This window comes from Verruconatronum alginivorum (assembly GCF_056590205.1).
This window is the reverse complement of the sequence record NZ_JBWPVQ010000001.1, coordinates 2,053,864-2,069,696: the sequence shown is the minus strand read 5'-3', so window position 1 is coordinate 2,069,696 and position 15,833 is coordinate 2,053,864. Positions and strand designations below refer to the sequence as shown.

At 57.5% G+C, this 15,833-nt stretch carries 14 protein-coding genes; 2 read left to right on the top strand and 12 right to left on the bottom strand.

What is annotated here, in order from left to right; all coding sequences use genetic code 11:
• Positions 1-46 precede the first annotated feature (46 nt).
• From ACWUI2_RS07310 to ACWUI2_RS07300, 3 genes are read right to left on the bottom strand one after another with little or no spacing between them, the layout of a single operon-like run.
• The gene (locus ACWUI2_RS07310) at positions 47-2,494 is read right to left on the bottom strand and encodes a hypothetical protein (RefSeq protein ID WP_486982201.1); all 2,448 of its coding nucleotides are present in this window, start codon (positions 2,492-2,494) and stop codon (positions 47-49) included.
• A gap of 50 nt (positions 2,495-2,544) precedes the next feature.
• On the bottom strand, positions 2,545-3,045 hold the full coding sequence (locus tag ACWUI2_RS07305) for a hypothetical protein (RefSeq protein ID WP_486982200.1): 501 nt from the start codon (positions 3,043-3,045) through the stop codon (positions 2,545-2,547).
• A gap of 44 nt (positions 3,046-3,089) precedes the next feature.
• The gene (locus ACWUI2_RS07300) at positions 3,090-3,845 is read right to left on the bottom strand and encodes a hypothetical protein (RefSeq protein WP_486982199.1); all 756 of its coding nucleotides are present in this window, start codon (positions 3,843-3,845) and stop codon (positions 3,090-3,092) included.
• A gap of 159 nt (positions 3,846-4,004) precedes the next feature.
• Here ACWUI2_RS07300 and ACWUI2_RS07295 point away from each other — a divergent pair, with 159 nt between their 5' ends.
• Entirely contained in the window at positions 4,005-4,238 is a 234-nt protein-coding gene (locus ACWUI2_RS07295; RefSeq protein WP_486982198.1) for a helix-turn-helix domain-containing protein, read from the top strand.
• A gap of 132 nt (positions 4,239-4,370) precedes the next feature.
• Positions 4,371-5,366, top strand: coding sequence for an LOG family protein (locus tag ACWUI2_RS07290; protein ID WP_486982197.1), 996 nt, complete (start codon positions 4,371-4,373; stop codon positions 5,364-5,366).
• Between the two features lie 646 nt (positions 5,367-6,012).
• Here ACWUI2_RS07290 and ACWUI2_RS07285 read toward each other — a convergent pair.
• From ACWUI2_RS07285 to phnA, 9 genes are all read right to left on the bottom strand, one after another.
• The gene (locus ACWUI2_RS07285; RefSeq protein WP_486982196.1) at positions 6,013-8,295 is read right to left on the bottom strand and encodes a Tex family protein; all 2,283 of its coding nucleotides are present in this window, start codon (positions 8,293-8,295) and stop codon (positions 6,013-6,015) included.
• Between the two features lie 69 nt (positions 8,296-8,364).
• Positions 8,365-8,757, bottom strand: coding sequence for a type II toxin-antitoxin system VapC family toxin (locus ACWUI2_RS07280; protein ID WP_486982195.1), 393 nt, complete (start codon positions 8,755-8,757; stop codon positions 8,365-8,367).
• Between the two features lie 14 nt (positions 8,758-8,771).
• Positions 8,772-9,032, bottom strand: coding sequence for an antitoxin VapB family protein (locus ACWUI2_RS07275; RefSeq protein WP_486982194.1), 261 nt, complete (start codon positions 9,030-9,032; stop codon positions 8,772-8,774).
• A gap of 63 nt (positions 9,033-9,095) precedes the next feature.
• Positions 9,096-10,151: a phosphonate ABC transporter, permease protein PhnE gene (gene phnE / locus ACWUI2_RS07270; protein ID WP_486982193.1), complete on the bottom strand. Its 1,056-nt coding sequence runs from the start codon at positions 10,149-10,151 to the stop codon at positions 9,096-9,098.
• Entirely contained in the window at positions 10,148-10,969 is an 822-nt protein-coding gene (gene phnC / locus ACWUI2_RS07265; protein ID WP_486982192.1) for a phosphonate ABC transporter ATP-binding protein, read from the bottom strand. Before phnC ends, phnE begins: the two co-directional genes overlap by 4 nt.
• Positions 10,966-11,925, bottom strand: coding sequence for a phosphate/phosphite/phosphonate ABC transporter substrate-binding protein (locus ACWUI2_RS07260; RefSeq protein ID WP_486982191.1), 960 nt, complete (start codon positions 11,923-11,925; stop codon positions 10,966-10,968). The genes phnC and ACWUI2_RS07260 overlap by 4 nt, the downstream gene beginning before the upstream one ends.
• A 73-nt stretch (positions 11,926-11,998) precedes the next feature.
• Positions 11,999-13,180, bottom strand: a complete 1,182-nt coding sequence (locus ACWUI2_RS07255; RefSeq protein WP_486982190.1) for a phosphonoacetaldehyde reductase — start codon at positions 13,178-13,180, stop codon at positions 11,999-12,001.
• Positions 13,165-14,607 carry an aldehyde dehydrogenase family protein gene (locus tag ACWUI2_RS07250; protein ID WP_486982189.1) on the bottom strand — a complete coding sequence of 481 codons (1,443 nt, stop codon included), beginning with the start codon at positions 14,605-14,607 and terminating at the stop codon, positions 13,165-13,167. Before ACWUI2_RS07250 ends, ACWUI2_RS07255 begins: the two co-directional genes overlap by 16 nt.
• Positions 14,591-15,823 carry a phosphonoacetate hydrolase gene (gene phnA / locus ACWUI2_RS07245; protein WP_486982188.1) on the bottom strand — a complete coding sequence of 411 codons (1,233 nt, stop codon included), beginning with the start codon at positions 15,821-15,823 and terminating at the stop codon, positions 14,591-14,593. Before phnA ends, ACWUI2_RS07250 begins: the two co-directional genes overlap by 17 nt.
• Between the last annotated feature and the right edge of the window lie 10 nt (positions 15,824-15,833).

Here is a 15,833-nt window from a genome sequence, read left to right as displayed (position 1 = left end):
GAAGGCCGTCCGAACTCGTCCCACTGGACTACATCCTCGTGCAGGATCAGGAGATCGGATTGTCCTGCTTCGACGTGAAACCTTTTTCTCCAATGCAGATGACCGGCGGGTGTGGTTTGTTGCTCCGTGCGGGTTCCCTGAATGATCCCGGTTCGGCTGGCATTGGGAACACCGGACCAAACGGTGTTGGTGTGAAGACTGTTGGCAAAACTGTATTCGTGCAGGGTGATCGTCCCATCGGGATGGTCGGTTCGATACGTTTTTCCCGCCTTATCTGTGCCAAGGCTGTGATACAACCTGACGGTTCCCAGGTTACCCTCGTCATCCCATTCGCCTCCCGCACGAGCGCCCCGAATGTCGGAGATTCGGTAAAAAACTTCGCTCCGATTGTTACGGGTTTACCCCACTCGATGCGAAAACTGCGAGACGTTTCGATAGTCGAAGCACCATCCACCAGGGATTCAACGGTCGTGACCATTAAATCCGTATCGCCATCATTATCCAAGTCAGCGGATGTATGAATCCGTTGCCAGAGACGATAAGGGCCCACCGGCACACTGTTTTCGTCGAGAGATGAGTTTTTGAATACGGATTTTCGAAATTCCACACGACCCAAAGCGTCATACTCCAGCAGCTCCCAAAATCCGCCTGTTTCGCGACGGGATTTGAGCCTGCCATCAGGATAATAATCCCACGCGGTAACGAGTTCCGGTCCGACCTCCGTCCCTCCGGGAGCCACGGTCTTCTTCACTTTCACCATGCCCCAATTCCGGCGTTCGAATACCGTTTCTTCATGGTAACGAATGGTGCCGTCGTTCTCCAAAATCTTGTACGTTTCCACTCGCTGGCTCCTCGACGAGTTCCAACTTTCGGAACGGGAGCTCCAGGACAACGCCCCGCCAGCGGCAAAACCATCCGCCATTTTCCAAACCCCGCCTCCGCCACTGGCCTCAGAAACCTCGTATTCAAACTGCCATACGCGAAGTTCATTGTCATTTCCATTCATTTCCGTCACCCGCAGCTGGTAATTGTCGAATCCCAAGCCAGAGGAGACGTTTTCGACCCGGAATTTTCGAAAATAGCCGGCTTTATTCGGCTGGTAAAACCGCATGGTGTAAAGCTTGTCCGGCTGGGTGGCGTCAGGTTCGATCACGACCTTACCATCCGGAGCTTCGAGCGTGATTTCTCCTCCGCCAAAATCAGTCATATCGACGTCATCGGACACTTTAAAATACAACGCCGTCGGCGTTGAGAGATTCTCGTCAGGTGTCGAAGCCCGCAGCCCGATATGTCCCGCGTCTCCGCTCTGGTTGCCGGCTCCCAACTCCCAACGAAACCACATGCTCCCCGTGCCGCCGCGCGCGCTGCCGAATGTGCAGTTTCCTCCGCCGCATCCCGACCCGCAGCAGTCGCCCTCGTCCTCCGGAGGATTGAAGTCCGGCTCGATTACGACCATCTGATCGATCAGCCACCATCCATAACCAGTCAATTCTGATACACATTCAGGAAATACTGGCGGCAAATCGGTGTTGCCAATCCAGTCTGATACTCCAGTTTGGCCCCCGGGAATTGACTTCCAAAACCGGTATTTTCCATCTGCAATCACAGGCGGTTCATGTTGTTCTGCTGGTCCCCATATAGATTCAACCAACTGGAGCAGCAAATGAGCGGTTCCTTCATAACCAGTTAAATCAAATTCCAGTCTTCCCCGTCCGGCAAGAATATCCATATACGCATCATGGGTCTCGGACGGCCAAATCTGGTTAATCGAAACCGACCCAATCTGAAGTGGATCGCCGAACCACTGTGGCTCTCTCCACATTTGTGAAGAAAAAGCTGCATATGCATCCAGCTGCGCTGATTCACAAGTCTCAATTGGATCCGATCCATCATATTCAGCACCGTGCGCGACCTTCACACCGAAATCAACTTTGGTCGTGGGGAAATAATGGCTTAAAAATCTCAGCTGATTGATATACTTTTGAATCTTCTCTAACGAGGAGGTCGGATCCGCCTCAATCTGAGGATTGGAGGTTTTGGTAAAATCGGTGGAATCAAACGCCTCGAAAGTCGTTACTCCGTCAAGTTCTCCTTTAAGAAATTCCCTCCATATTCCGTTCTCCTCATCCGCCCAAAATACATCCCTTAGCGCCTTTACCAGTTCAATTCTTCGTTCCCGGAACATCGCATCCTGGCTGTAAAAACCATCCTTTGGGTAATTGGGCGGCACAGCTCCGCCTAAACAGGCCGGCCAGGAAATAGAATCAGCCATCTGTGAGTTTCGTTCCGCAAGATACTGCCATCGCGCCTGGTAATCCCGCATCGCTTTTTCAATGGGGAAATCGGAAGTCGTCGCGCGAACCTCGGTCAGCCCAAACGCCAGACACGCGAAGCAACAGATGACAGTCGAGATAGGTCGTAATTGCCGTGCAATCCGTGCCGGGAAATTGCCTGCCGCCATGAAGTAAAAAGAGGTCAAAAGGGTAGTTTTCATCAATTGAATCAAAGATTTGGAGGGGCGGAAAAATTACGGAATCAAGAAAGTTAGAACGGCAGAAAAACCACCAACCCAACGTGAGCGTCGGCCGCCGAACCGACTGAAGTTGTTCCGTGCGGGTCACGGCCTTCCAGATAGGCTTGAAGAACAGATACGTTTTCGTCTCCAGGAGAATCGTCGATCCCGGCATACGAGGTGAGATCGCCGAACCAGTGCATTTCCCACCAGTCAGGAAGGCCGTCGTTGTCGTTGTCCTCGAAGTCGACGAAACGCAACCGGGCGAACAGGCGATCCGCGTTGGTCGCGAATCCCCATTGGATGATCTCGTCGTAACCGCGCTCGATCAGAATGGGGTTCCAAACAACAAGATTCTCCGACAGTTCGATCGTGTAAAAGGTGGCTTTTTTGCCGAACCATTCGAAAAAGAAGGTTTCGGGAACCGGTCCCGGGGTCAGGAGAGTCCCGGCATTGAAGACACTTTGGCCGGAAGCGGAAGCCGCCCCGACGAACAAACCGGAGGAAAGCAGCACGATGGATTGGAGTTTCATAAAGCGATTACGACGAGAGCATGAAAAGTCGTTAAAAAACGCGCTCACCGGTGGAGCCGGCTTTCGACCGGCCAGTAATGGATAGTTGTGTCGCGGGGTTGGGGAGGATTCTCGGCCTGTTCCTGTTCTCTCAGAATTCGTGCGGCCTCACGTCCGGCGTGCGCGACGTGGAGTTCTTGTCGGTTTCGATCGTAAAAATCGTGCAACGCTTCGATCCCGCGAAGCGCCAGGTCACCGTCCCCGATTTCGCCTGATTCGGGTGCAACCACGAACCAATCGGCCCGCTCAGGATCGAAGTCGTCCGCGTCGGGTTGCCATCCCGGAACGGCAGGGCCACCATCCGAAGCCCGGGATGCCAAAATCATATACGTCAGCCGAAGCGAGTCGGTTTCAACTTGTCCGAAAGCCGGGAAAACCGAAAAGTCGACGTTGCTCCAGGCAACAACCCGATTCCCGCCATGGCCCCAGCCGATCCGGGTGACACCCGGTTCGTATTTAACCGCCTCGATCAACAAACTGACGGATTCCTTCGCGGTCCATTCCTCCATCGCGGCCCTTTCCTGCTCCGTCCATTCCCGCGCCTCCACCCGTTCGGGTTCGACCTGAGACTCCGGCAATTCCGGGGGCGCCACCCGCTTGAAAACAACCTTCCGCGCCCCTCCATCCACTTCGACCTCCCGGCTCTCTAGAACCTCGAAAAATATTTCGGCCACCTGATGGCCGACGGCTTCATCGGTGAAAACGGCGGGAGCAATCAGCAGAAAAGAAACAAAAACAAATGGGGCACTATCGAATCTCATGGTCGGATGGTATCAGCTGAAGGAGAGGAAGAAGATCGAACGGATGAGTCAAACTTTAGGACAGAAACAAACAAATCGACTAAACAAATCTGATGTCAATTAAAAACTCACGACCCATTGGGTCGTTCTTCAAAGTTTTGTTTTCCGCCACATTGAGGCGTGCCATCCGGATACCCACGAGAACAGCTTGCAGATGAGTTGAAGAAGTTCGGCGCCAACTTGAGGCGTGAGAGGACCCGGCGCGGTTTCACCCAAGAGCGCTTGGCCGAGCGGGCCGAAATTGGGGTTCGAACACTACAGAAAATCGAGGCCGGAGAAATCAATATCTTGCGCACAACGACAAAACGCCTCCGCGACGCCCTTGGCTGCCCGTGGGAACGGTTGATGGAATGACTCTTTGTTATCCGACACCAGGAAGATCTTCCCCGTTCGCCACCTACTGTCCTGCCCCCGTGGAACCGCCATCCCTCTCTCTTCCCGGCTTTTATGGCTGACAACCGTCCCGGATTCCTTCATCCTTTTTTCATGTCGAAACACAAGAAACGCTCTGGCCCTCCTCCAAAGAAATCGCGCAAACCGGTCGAGAAATCGAAAATCGACAAGAGACTCCCTTCGGCCTCGGCCACCAAGGAAGTCGCAGCCGATCACGAGGCCGCCTCCACTCCTCCCCAGCCACCGGCCGTCCCGGATGTCCCGAGCGAATATCCTCGCCCCGAAAAAGCTTATAAAAATCTCGACTTCCTCAACAGCTCCGCCGGCCGCTTGATCCGTATCCAGTGCGAATTAACGGAACCCGCCAGCCGGTTGCGGAAGCACCAGGTAAACAACACCATCGTCCTCTTCGGTTCCGCCCGGATCCCCCATCCGACAAGAGCCAAACAGGAGTTAGAGCGGATCGAAAAGGAAGTCGCCGCCGAACGAAGCATTTCCCGCGAACAAAAGGCTCACCTCGACAGGGCTCGCCGGCTCAAGCGGGCCTCCCATTACTATGAGGAGGCCGCCCAGCTCTCGCACGACCTCACCAAATGGTCGATGAAGAACATCCCGAACCCTAGCAAGCGGTTCTACATTTGCTCCGGAGGCGGACCCGGCATCATGGAAGCCGCCAACCGCGGGGCCCACGAGGCCGGCGGCAAGTCGGTCGCGCTCGGCATCAGCCTCCCCTTCGAACAGCATCTCAACGTCTACGCCTCCGAGGAACTCGGCTTCGAATTCCACTACTTTTTCGTCCGTAAATACTGGTTCCTCTATCCAGCCAAGGCGCTGGTTGTATTCCCCGGCGGCTTCGGCACCATGGACGAACTGTTCGAAATGCTGACCTTGATCCAGACCCAAAAAACCCAAAAATACGTGCCGATCGTCCTTTACGGCAAAGAATTCTGGGAAGAGGTGGTCAACTTCGAAGCGATGCTCGAATGGGGCGTCATCTCCCAGGAAGATCTCGATTTGTTCAAAATTTTCGATACAGTCAAAGAAACCCGTGAATACCTTATCCACGAGTTGAGCAACTACTACCTGTAAGAAAAGCCCAAGCCGGAGCTTCGTGCTTTAGCCGAACGTCCGTCGCCACAGAGAACGTCCACAAACTCCACCCGCCAACGTCGGCGGCTGAAGCGCGCCGCTCCCGCATCCGGCGAAAAGCTCCCTAAGTAGTGGGGTTGGCTTTGCCGCCCCATGTGTGGTCCTCGCCACGCCGGGAATCATCCACCCCACTTGCGACGAACGACATCACACTTCGACTCGGACGATTTCGGCCGATGCCGTCGGGCGGCGGAGCCAACCCGACTACGGCCAGAGTGACTCCGAAGACCGTCGCCACAGAGAACGTCCACAAACTTCACCCGTCCAACGTCGGCGGCTGAAGCGCGCCGCTCCCGCGTCCGGCGAAAAGCTCCCTAAGTAGTGGGGTTGGCTTTGCCGCCCCATGTGTGGTCCTCGCAACGCCGGGAATCATCCACCCCACTTGCGACGAACGACATCACACTTCGACTCGGACGATTTCGGCCGATGCCGTCGGGCGGCGGAGCCAACCCGACTACGGCCAGACTGACTCCGAAGACCGTCGGCCACAGAGAACGTCCACAAACTTCACCCGTCCAACGTAGGCGGCTGAAGCGCGCCTCACCCGCCTTATCACCTCAGCCACTTTACCACTTCATCTCCGCCCTCACTTCTTCTTCAACGCCGCGCTGAACCAGTCGCCGTGCAACGACTGCGGGCGTTCTTTCCGGTTTCGCTGATCGCCACCCCCGGGACGGGGACGCGCGGGGCGCTCGGCCGGACCGGTCCGCTGGCCGCCGGTCGGCTTCATTTCCGGTTTCGCCCGCATCGACAGGGCGATCCGATTGCGGGCCTGATCGACTTCGATCACGGTCACATGAACCTTCTCCCCGACCTTCACGACTTCCGCCGGGTCTTTCACGAACCGATCCGCCAACTGACTGACATGCACCAAGCCGTCCTGGTGAACCCCGACATCGACGAACGCCCCGAATGCGGTGACGTTGGTGACGATTCCGGGGAGCTTCTGCCCGACCCGCAAATCGGCCACGCTGTTCACCCCTTCCGTAAATGAAAACGCTTCGAATTTCTGCCGCGGATCCCGGCCCGGTTTGGCCAACTCCTCCACAATGTCGGTCAGCGTCGGCAATCCGATTGTATCCGTCACATAACGACGCAAATCAATCTTCGCCCGAAGTCCGGAATCCTTGATCAAATCTTCCACCGTGCAACCGAGGTCCTTGGCCATCGCGTCGACCACGCCGTAACTTTCAGGGTGAACCGCACTGCCGTCCAACGGATGCTCGCCGTCGCGAATCCGCAAAAACCCGGCCGATTGCTCGAACGCTTTCGGTCCGAGCCGCGCCACTTTCTTTAATTCTTTCCGCGACTTGAACGGTCCGTTCTCATCCCGGTGCTTGACGATGTTTTCCGCGATTTGTGGTCCGATCCCGGATACATAGGTCAGCAATTGCCGACTGGCGGTGTTCACTTCCACCCCAACGCGGTTCACACAGCTGACCACCACATCGTCCAAAGCATCCTTCAAGTCGCCCTGGTCGACATCGTGCTGATACTGGCCGACGCCGATCGACTTCGGATCGAGTTTCACCAGTTCCGCCAGCGGATCCATCAACCGGCGACCGATCGAAACCGATCCCCGCACGGTCAGGTCGTGGTCGGGAAACTCCTCCCGGGCCACTTCCGAAGCCGAATAAATTGAGGCCCCGCTTTCGTTGACCATCACCACCGCGATCTCACCTGGCAAGCCGAGTGCCCGGACGAACCGCTCCGCTTCCCGGCCGCCGGTGCCGTTCCCGATGGCGATCGCTTCGATCCCGAAGTGACGCACGAATCCCCGGATCTTCTCCGCCGCCTCCGTCCGGCGACGCTCCGATTGCTCCAGGAAAACGACGTCGTGATGAAGCAGTTTCCCTTGCCGGTCGAGGATCACCAGTTTCGAACCGGTCCGGAATCCGGGGTCGAGGGCGAGCGTGTTCTTTTCCCCGAGCGGCGACGCCAGCAACAACTCCCGGAGGTTCTCCGCGAAAACCTTGATCGCCGCCACATCGGCCCGCTTCTTCGACTCCATCCGCATCTCGGTTTCCATCGCCGAACTAAGCAAGCGTTTGTAACCATCCTCCACCGCGAGGCGCACCTGCTCCGCCGCCGGGCCGCGTCCGTTGACGAACATCGGCATCAGCAGGGCGAGCGCCTCTTCTTCGGGCGGCTGTATCCGGAAAATCAGGATGCCCTCGGTTTCCCCGCGACGGATAGCGAGAATCCGATGCGACGGCGCTTTCGCCAGCGGTTCGCTCCAATCGAAATAATCGCGGAATTTCGCCCCCGCTTCCTCCTTCCCCGAAATCACCCGCGACCGCAGCGTGGCCTGCTTTTGGAAAAACTCCCGAATCTTCGAACGGGCTTCCGGATGATCGCTCACCCGCTCCGCCAAAATATCGCGGGCCCCGGCCAACGCTTTGGCCACGTCCTCCACGCCCTTCTCGGCGTCGACGAAGGCCGCTGCCTCCTTTTCCGGATCGACCAAATCTTGACTGCCGATCAATAAATCCGCCAGCGGCTCCAGCCCCTGTTCCCTGGCGATCGTCGCCCGGGTGCGGCGTTTCGGACGGTAGGGTTGGTAGATATCCTCCAGGCCGTTCAGTGTCTCCGCCCCGTGGATCGCCGCCTTCAGCTCGTCGGTCAATAAGCTCCGTTCCTCCAACGATTTCAAAATCGAGTCGCGCCGGTTGTCGAGGTCGGCCAGCTGTGAAATCCGGTCCCGGACCTGGGTCACCGCCACCTCGTCCATGCTGCCGGTCGCCTCCTTCCGGTAACGGGCGATGAACGGGACGGTCGCCCCCTCCTCGAACAGCTTGGCGGTCGCGCGCACCCGCGCCACCGGAAGATTCAATTCCTGGGAGATCCTGAGAATGTGGGCTTCGTTCATGGAAAGCCCCCCAGCGAATCGATCTCCCCGCATCCGGCAAGCCGAATTTTCAACCACGAATCGCGGTTTTCAATCGGCAGGTTTATAAGCGCTGATTTGCAGATCAGAAATCCGCCCAAAATGCTCGGCATTGTCCGTCACCAGAGCCAGACCGGCCTTCATCGCCGTAGCCGCGATCAGAATATCGAAATCGCCGATCAACCGTCCCGCCAACCGAAGGTGACGGCGTATCCGGGCCGCTTCACGACACACTTCCGCGTCGACTTCGAGCCAGGTGAAGGGCCGGAGAAAACGATCGCCATCGGCAGGGGTTTCGAAACCTTCGAGAAATTCGGTCGCGGAGATCACCGAAATCGAAAACCGGAATGCGGCATGCCGTTGAAGAAACAATCGGGCATCGCCTGTTTGATTCGCGCGCCACTCCCGCTGCAAATCGATCAGAAAGCAGGTGTTCAGAAGCATCGCCGCCGATTCCATCAGTCCCAAGGGCTGGCCGATATATTCGGATTCCTCTCCTCCGTTTTCCTGACGTTTTCCCAGTAATCAAACGTCTTCTTCGGCACTCGATGGTTCAGGCCGTAAAGGGAAGCCATCTCTTCCAGAATCCGCTCGCCGGTGCTTTCCTCCGCATCGAATCGGGCCCGGCGCACCACTTCCGAAAAGGATTCGCTCCCCCGTTTGGCCCGTTTCAATTTCTCGTAAGCATCCAACTCCAGACTGATTGTCTTCGTCGCCATGCATGAAACCATGCACGAAAAGGCCGAAAAGTCCAATGAAACGAAAGACCTTTTTCGATTCCGTCAGGCAATCAAACCGCGGCGGAGACGGGCCGACAACTGGTCGAGGATCATCACGGTCAAGAACAGGACCACGAGAATCGTGCCGACATGGCTGTAGTTGAACATTTCATACCGACCTTTTAATTCCTGACCGATCCCGCCGGCGCCCACGATACCGATCACGGTCGCCATCCGCACATTTCGATCGAGGATGTAAAGGGTGTAAGCCACATATTGCGGCAACACTTGAGGAAGAACCGCATACCATAAGACCTTCACCCGGTTGAGCCCAAGACAGCGAAGAGCTTCCTGCGGACCCGTATCCGCGTTTTCAATATCCTCCGCGTAAAATTTCCCGAGGAATCCGGCCGAGTGAAGTCCGAGCGCAAGGATCCCGGCGATCGGACCGAACCCGAAGGCAAGGACCAGAAATAAAGCACTGATCAGTTCCGGAATCGCCCGAAGAAAGCCGACCGTGCTGCGCGAGGCGAAATATACCGCCCGGTAACGGGAATAATTGCGCGCCCCATAAAAGGCCAGCGGTATACTGCAAATCACCGCGATGATCGTTCCCCACAAAGCAATCTCCAGCGTTCCGACCATCTTGCCCAGAACGATACCAAGATAACCGAAAGGTTGAATGAGCACCTCCCGCTCCCGCGCCACGGCTTCCATTTCAAAGGTAGTCGGATTCAACCGGTAGTCGGTTTCCTCGCGGGTCTCGACTCGCGACGGCCATCGGACTTGATTCCGGTCGAAGTTTTCAATTCGACCGACGCTCGTCTCCTCCCGCAACTGAATCGGAAACATATCTTTGACCACTCGGTCGACTCCTCGACCCACCTGCGACTCTTCCTTAATGCCAACCAGACTTGCCGCCCATTCCCCGAGCAACACCGCCATGCGATCCATTTCGGTGGTCCGTCCGGTGTAAACCAAAAGCATCATGGCCACCAAGGCGAATAACACTGTTTTCCACCCGAAAGGGGGGCGAAGCTCCCAATCGGCGGAGGAACGTTGCGACGGATTTGGCCCGGACCGGACCTCCGCTTCATGGCGTGGAGGTTGTTCAATCATACTTCGAGGGTGTATTCGTTTTTCGGAGAACGGACGCCGGACCTTCGGGTCACCATTTCCTGCCGGTTGTCGTAAATGCGGGCAACCATCTTGTCATCGAGGCTTGCCGGAGGACCGTCGAACACCACCTCCCCGTCGCGCATCGCGATCACCCGGTCGGCAAACTCCCGCGCCAACTCGACCTGATGGAGGCTGCAAAGGACGGTGGCTCCGCTCTCCCTGGCGGCGTCCCGGAGCAATTGCAGGATGTCCCGGCTGATCCGGGGGTCGAGACTCGCCACCGGTTCGTCGGCCAGAACCACCTCGGGATCGAGAATAAAAGCCCGGGCGATTCCGACCCGTTGCTGCTGCCCGCCGGACAACTGGGACGCCCGCCGGTAGAGATGATCTTCGGTCAAATTGACCCGTGCCAGCAGGTGGCAGGCTTTCCGTCGCAATTCCTTGGGAAACGAGTAAAAAAGCGCGCGGATGGTCGAAATTCGGTGAAGGGCGCCCGCCAACACGTTCTGCAAGACCGTCATTCGCGGCACCAGATTGAAATGCTGGTGAATCATCGCGATGCGGGGTTGTACCTTCCGGAGGGTCCGCGCATTCAGCGGAATCCCGTCGACCACCACCTCGCCGTCGCTCGGCAAAATCAGGCCGTTGATCAATCGCAACAACGTCGACTTCCCGGCGCCCGACCGCCCGAGGAAAACACAGAACTGCCCCGGTTCCACTTCCAGCGAAACCTCCCGCAATCCGTAAGTGCCGTCCGGATAACGTTTGGAGACGTTAATGAACTCAACTCCTGCTCCCTGCTTCTTCGTCGTACTCATCGGGCGCTCGCCTTTCTCAAAATTTCCGTCCGGATTTCGTCGGTCACAATCATGGTGGGACGCAACGCTTCTATAAACGCTCGTTCGGAGAATCGGGCGTCATATCGATCCACCTGCTTCTGCGCATATCCTCGAAGCATCTCCGGTCGCAGACCCGGAGTAGTGTGAACATGGTGAATCGCTTCGCGCAGCTTTTCCTTCAGCGCCTCCGGCAGGGCCGGATGCATCGCGAGCGGCGGATACGGAATTGGATGGCTCCGGGCCAGCAGTCGAACATCCTGAGCGCGAATCGTCCCCACCCGCACCGCCCGCTCGAAAGAATCGAAGGCCAGGCACGCGGCATCGACTTGACCTTGAACCAGCGCGGCGATCGCGTTGGCATGATTACCGGTCAACCGGATGGTGCCCAAATCTCTCGCCGGATCGAGTCCGGCTTCCATCAACATCGAAACGGGATAAATGAACGAAGAGGTCGAGTTGATGTCGCCGAAGGCAATTCTTTTCCCTCGTAAGTCCTCGATGTCCCGGATCTCCGAGTCAGCCGGAACGAAGATTCCCGAATAATAGACCGACTCGCCTCCCTCCACCGCGACGGCCAGCAATTCCGCCCCTCCTCTGGCTTTCGCCTGAAGAAAAGTGACCGGACCGAGAAAAGCGATTTCGGCGAGGTTGTTGCTCATGCCTTCCACGACCGCCCCATAACTCTGTCCCACCCGCAGGTCGAAATGGAGTCCGGTCGTCTGGGTGATCGCTTGAAACAACGCGCGAAAATCCGCCAACGTTCCGTCCTCCGTTCCCCCATCGGCCGGAATCAACATCACTCGCAACGGGAGTTGCCGACTTCCATCCCTCCGTTCCTGCGCCGCCGCCGTGGAAATCAATCCCACCGCACCTGCGAGGAGAAGCAGGCCGGTGAACACCCGAAAGCTTTTTCGAATCGTGCGTCTAAATCCCATGCTTCCAAAATACAAAAGAAATGTCACAGCTCGCGGGCAAACGCGTTACAATCCGGTAAATTCCAGCGGCGCTTCACCAAACCGACTCAAGCAGCCTCCGAAGTTGGGCCCCCGTCACTTTTCGTGGGTTGTTTGAGAGTCGCTCCAAATTGACTTCGTCGACCAGCGGGAAAAGGTCCGTTCTGGCCACGCCCACATCCCGCAACCGCACCGGCGCACCGATATCCTGAAGGAACTCTTGGATACGATCACAAACCTGGTCGACTCCCCCTCCTCCCAGGATCCGGACAACCTCGGCGATTCGTTGTCGAACGGTCTGCGGTCCATCCGGATGATTGCAGGAAGATCGGTCGATTTCCGCATTGAACCGAAGAAACGCTCCCACCGTCAGTGCCACGGCAAAGCCATGCGGCACTCCATACCGGGTCGTGATCGCGTAGGAAACCGCGTGGGGTGCGGTGGTCTTGCTGATGTTGATCGCTTGGCCGGAAAGATGCGCCGCCCGCATCATTGCCATCCGGTTCTCACGCTCGCCATTTCGGACGGCCTCCTCCAGATGATTCCATGCGAGACGGCATCCCTCCCGGGCGAACCCCAGCGAGGCCTCCGTCGCACCCGTTGCCCAGATTGATTCAATTGACTGGCAAAGCGCGTCGAGTCCCGAAGCGGCGGTGATTGATGGCGGGAGCTTGGCGGTCAACCGGGCGTCCAGGAATACCCAGGACGGTAGGAGTCCCGGATCGGCGAAGGAAGACTTCTTTCCGTCCACGTAGACCACCGCGAAATGAGTCGCTTCGCTCCCGGTGCCGGCCGTCGTCGGTACGGCGATCAGAGGCGAAACCGCCCGACCCGGCTTAGCGCCTCCGCGAATTTGGTTCAACGGATCTTCGACCTGCGTTCCGCAATAAGTTACCAGTTTCCCCATATCGAGCGCCGACCCTCCCCCGATTGCGATTACCGCATCCGGTTGATGTCGGCGAAAACAAGTCACGCCAGCCCGCACATCCTCCAACTTAGGGTTTAATTCAAACGCCGAAAACCACCCGGCTTCCCGTCCCGCCAGGGCCGCCTGAACAACCGACTCGGCCCCCGAAACCACAAACGCCTGCTGGTCGACCACCAGGAAGGGGCGGCGGACTTCGAGGCGGTCCAGCAACGTCCCAAGCTTGCCCAAAGCTCCCTCTTCAGCCACCACCTTTGGGAACTTCGTTCCCGCAACTACTTCAACCGAAGCACCCGTCATGGCCTGTCCCATGGAAGCGAATACGTTTTGATTCGAGTCATTCCTTTCATCGCCTCGACCACTCCTTCTTTTTCCCCGAGGCCCGAACTCTTGAAGCCACCGAAGGGCGACCACTCCAATCGATAACTCGGCTCGATGTTCACATTGACCGCTCCCGCTTGAAGCTCCGAGATCACTCTCTGGATCGATGGCCAATGGTTGCTCACCACCCCGGCGGTCAGTCCGTATTCCGTGGCGTTGGCCAAGGCGATCGCTTCGTCCAGGGAATGAAACCGCAGGATTGGGGCGACCGGCCCAAAGGTTTCCGACGAGACCAACTCGTCGTCATTCAAAACCCGGTCGAGGACGGTCGGAGCATAGAGCGCGCCCCTCCGTTCGTGCCCCGTCAACAATTCCGCGCCGCGCTCGATCGCCTTCGACACCCGGGTCTCGATCAATGCCGCGTATTCTTCAGTGATGACCGTCCCCATCCCGCAGATCGGATCCGCCGGATTCCCCCAAAGAATCGCCCCCGCCCGCTCCGTCAATCGAACGGCAAAATCGTCCGCGATCTTATCGTGAACCAGAATCCGGCGAATGGCGGAACATCGTTGACCGCTGTTCTTGAAGGTTCCGGCGACGGTGATTTCCACCGCTTCATCGAGATCGGCGTCCTCCAGAACCAATAGCGGCGAACTCCCGCCCAATTCCAATACCACGCGTTTGTAACCGGCCCGTTCGGCGATCCGCCTGCCGATGGCGCTGCCGCCGGTGAAGGTGACGAGGTCGACCAGCGGACTCCTGACCAATGCGTCCGCCACGATGTCGTCGTCCCCGCAAACCACCCCCAGCATCTCCGGAGGAAGGCCGCATTCAAAACAGATTTGCGCGAAACGATAGGCCGACAACGGCGTCCGCCTCGATGGTTTCAATATCACTTTATTGTTGGTCGCGATCGCAGGGGCCAATTTATGCACCACCTGATTGAGGGGGTGGTTGAACGGGGTGATCGCGACGATCAGATCCAGCGGCTCGCGCATCGTGTAAATCCTCCTCGACCGGCCGTTCGCGGATACATCGCAGGGATAGACTTCGGAATCATCGTCCAGCGCCCGCATCGCCGAAAAACGAAGCACGTCGACCGCGCGGGTGACTTCATACCGGGTGTCACGAAGGCAGAGGCCCGATTCGGCGGTGATCAAGCGACTCGTCTCATCGGAAGTGTCCAGAAGTCGGTCGGCGATTCGATTCAAGATCCGCGCCCGCTCATGCCGGGCCAGGCGAACCTTTGCTCCACGCATCTCGCTAATGATGCGGTCCACCTGCTCCGGTGTGGCCGCCGCCACCCTCCCGACAAGGCCCCGGTCATACGGGTTGAATACCTCGACCCATTCCCCAGTCGTTTCTTCGGCACCGCCGACGATCGTGCCGAATTCCGAAATATCAATGGCTGTATTCATAAGCGATCACTCCATTGCAAAGGAGATCGAGGAGGTCGTAATTATTGGCCGTTCCCGACAGGAGCTTTTGCCGGTAATCCGCCCTCAGCTTGCGATTCACAATCAACGGAACCTCCCGCTCATGCAGTCCCCCATGGGAGCGCAAGCCTTGCTCCACCGAACTTAAATCATGCCACTCGGGGGTCCGGCCAAGCACCGTTCCGCGATCGCCGAGCACCACCAGGTCGCCGATCCGGTCGCCGGGCAACGCGAACCGTTCAACGGCTTCGCGCCGCGTCAGGACTTCTTCCACTCCGTCCACCGCCCGCAAAATCCGCAGCGCCGTCTCCACCGAATCTTTCTTCAAATAGATTGTGGCAAATGACCCAAGCGCACCATGGTGAACGACGTAGGGATCGGTGATCGGTAGAATCACCCGCGCGTCGGACACGCCGTTCTCCGTCAGAATGCTTTCAAGAAACCGAACCTGGGGGGGTCCGTCCGCCCGTGTCTTCCCGTTCATTCCATGGTCCGCCGTGATTCCGAGGATCACGTCTTCCTGATCGATCAATCCGATGAAGTGATCGAGGCTCTGGTAAAACGAGCGGGCTTCCAGCGAATCCGGCTCGTATTTGTGTTGCACGAAATCCGTGGTGCTCAGGTAGAGAAAATCCGGACGGCGCTCCCGCAAGAGCCAATGTCCGGCTTCAAGGCAGTAAACACTGCATTCCGGATGGTAAACTCCGGGGTTCACTCGTCCCAACGATTCCACTACATCCGAAAGACCATTCTCGTCCTCCGTCACTTCATGCGCCCGCTCGACGGAAAAGCAGATTCCTTTCAGATCTTTGCCGAGCAATTTCCGGAGCTTCTCCTTGGCCGTGATCACCGCGACCGATTTGCCAATCTGGCTCATTACCGCCAGCACAGTTTGGCAGCGCAGGAACCGCGGATCATTCATCATCACCTCCTCCTCGCGGTCCCGGTCAAAATAGAAGTTGCCGCAGATTCCGTTCACCGATGGCGGAACACCGGTTACCAGCGCCAGGTTGTTGGGATTGGTGAAGGATGGGATCACCGATTGGGCGACGCCCGCCTCTCCTTCGGTTCGGATGCGCTCCAGATTCGGCATCACGTCTCGAGCCGCCGCTAAATACTCGGGCGATGTCCCGTCAAGGCAGATGAAAACCACCGGTTTCTCCGGAAGGGTATACGTTCTTGAATTTACATTGATCATAATGAATCCG

Bases quoted from the DNA above. Each gene is read 5' to 3' on its own strand.
- ACWUI2_RS07310 (WP_486982201.1), bottom strand. From the start codon at position 2,494: ATGAAAACTACCCTTTTGACCTCTTTTTACTTCATGGCGGCAGGCAAT.
- ACWUI2_RS07305 (WP_486982200.1), bottom strand. From the start codon at position 3,045: ATGAAACTCCAATCCATCGTGCTGCTTTCCTCCGGTTTGTTCGTCGGG.
- ACWUI2_RS07300 (WP_486982199.1), bottom strand. From the start codon at position 3,845: ATGAGATTCGATAGTGCCCCATTTGTTTTTGTTTCTTTTCTGCTGATT.
- ACWUI2_RS07290 (WP_486982197.1), top strand. From the start codon at position 4,371: ATGTCGAAACACAAGAAACGCTCTGGCCCTCCTCCAAAGAAATCGCGC.
- ACWUI2_RS07285 (WP_486982196.1), bottom strand. From the start codon at position 8,295: ATGAACGAAGCCCACATTCTCAGGATCTCCCAGGAATTGAATCTTCCG.
- ACWUI2_RS07280 (WP_486982195.1), bottom strand. From the start codon at position 8,757: ATGCTTCTGAACACCTGCTTTCTGATCGATTTGCAGCGGGAGTGGCGC.
- ACWUI2_RS07275 (WP_486982194.1), bottom strand. From the start codon at position 9,032: ATGGCGACGAAGACAATCAGTCTGGAGTTGGATGCTTACGAGAAATTG.
- phnE (WP_486982193.1), bottom strand. From the start codon at position 10,151: ATGATTGAACAACCTCCACGCCATGAAGCGGAGGTCCGGTCCGGGCCA.
- phnC (WP_486982192.1), bottom strand. From the start codon at position 10,969: ATGAGTACGACGAAGAAGCAGGGAGCAGGAGTTGAGTTCATTAACGTC.
- ACWUI2_RS07260 (WP_486982191.1), bottom strand. From the start codon at position 11,925: ATGGGATTTAGACGCACGATTCGAAAAAGCTTTCGGGTGTTCACCGGC.
- ACWUI2_RS07255 (WP_486982190.1), bottom strand. From the start codon at position 13,180: ATGGGACAGGCCATGACGGGTGCTTCGGTTGAAGTAGTTGCGGGAACG.
- ACWUI2_RS07250 (WP_486982189.1), bottom strand. From the start codon at position 14,607: ATGAATACAGCCATTGATATTTCGGAATTCGGCACGATCGTCGGCGGT.
- phnA (WP_486982188.1), bottom strand. From the start codon at position 15,823: ATGATCAATGTAAATTCAAGAACGTATACCCTTCCGGAGAAACCGGTG.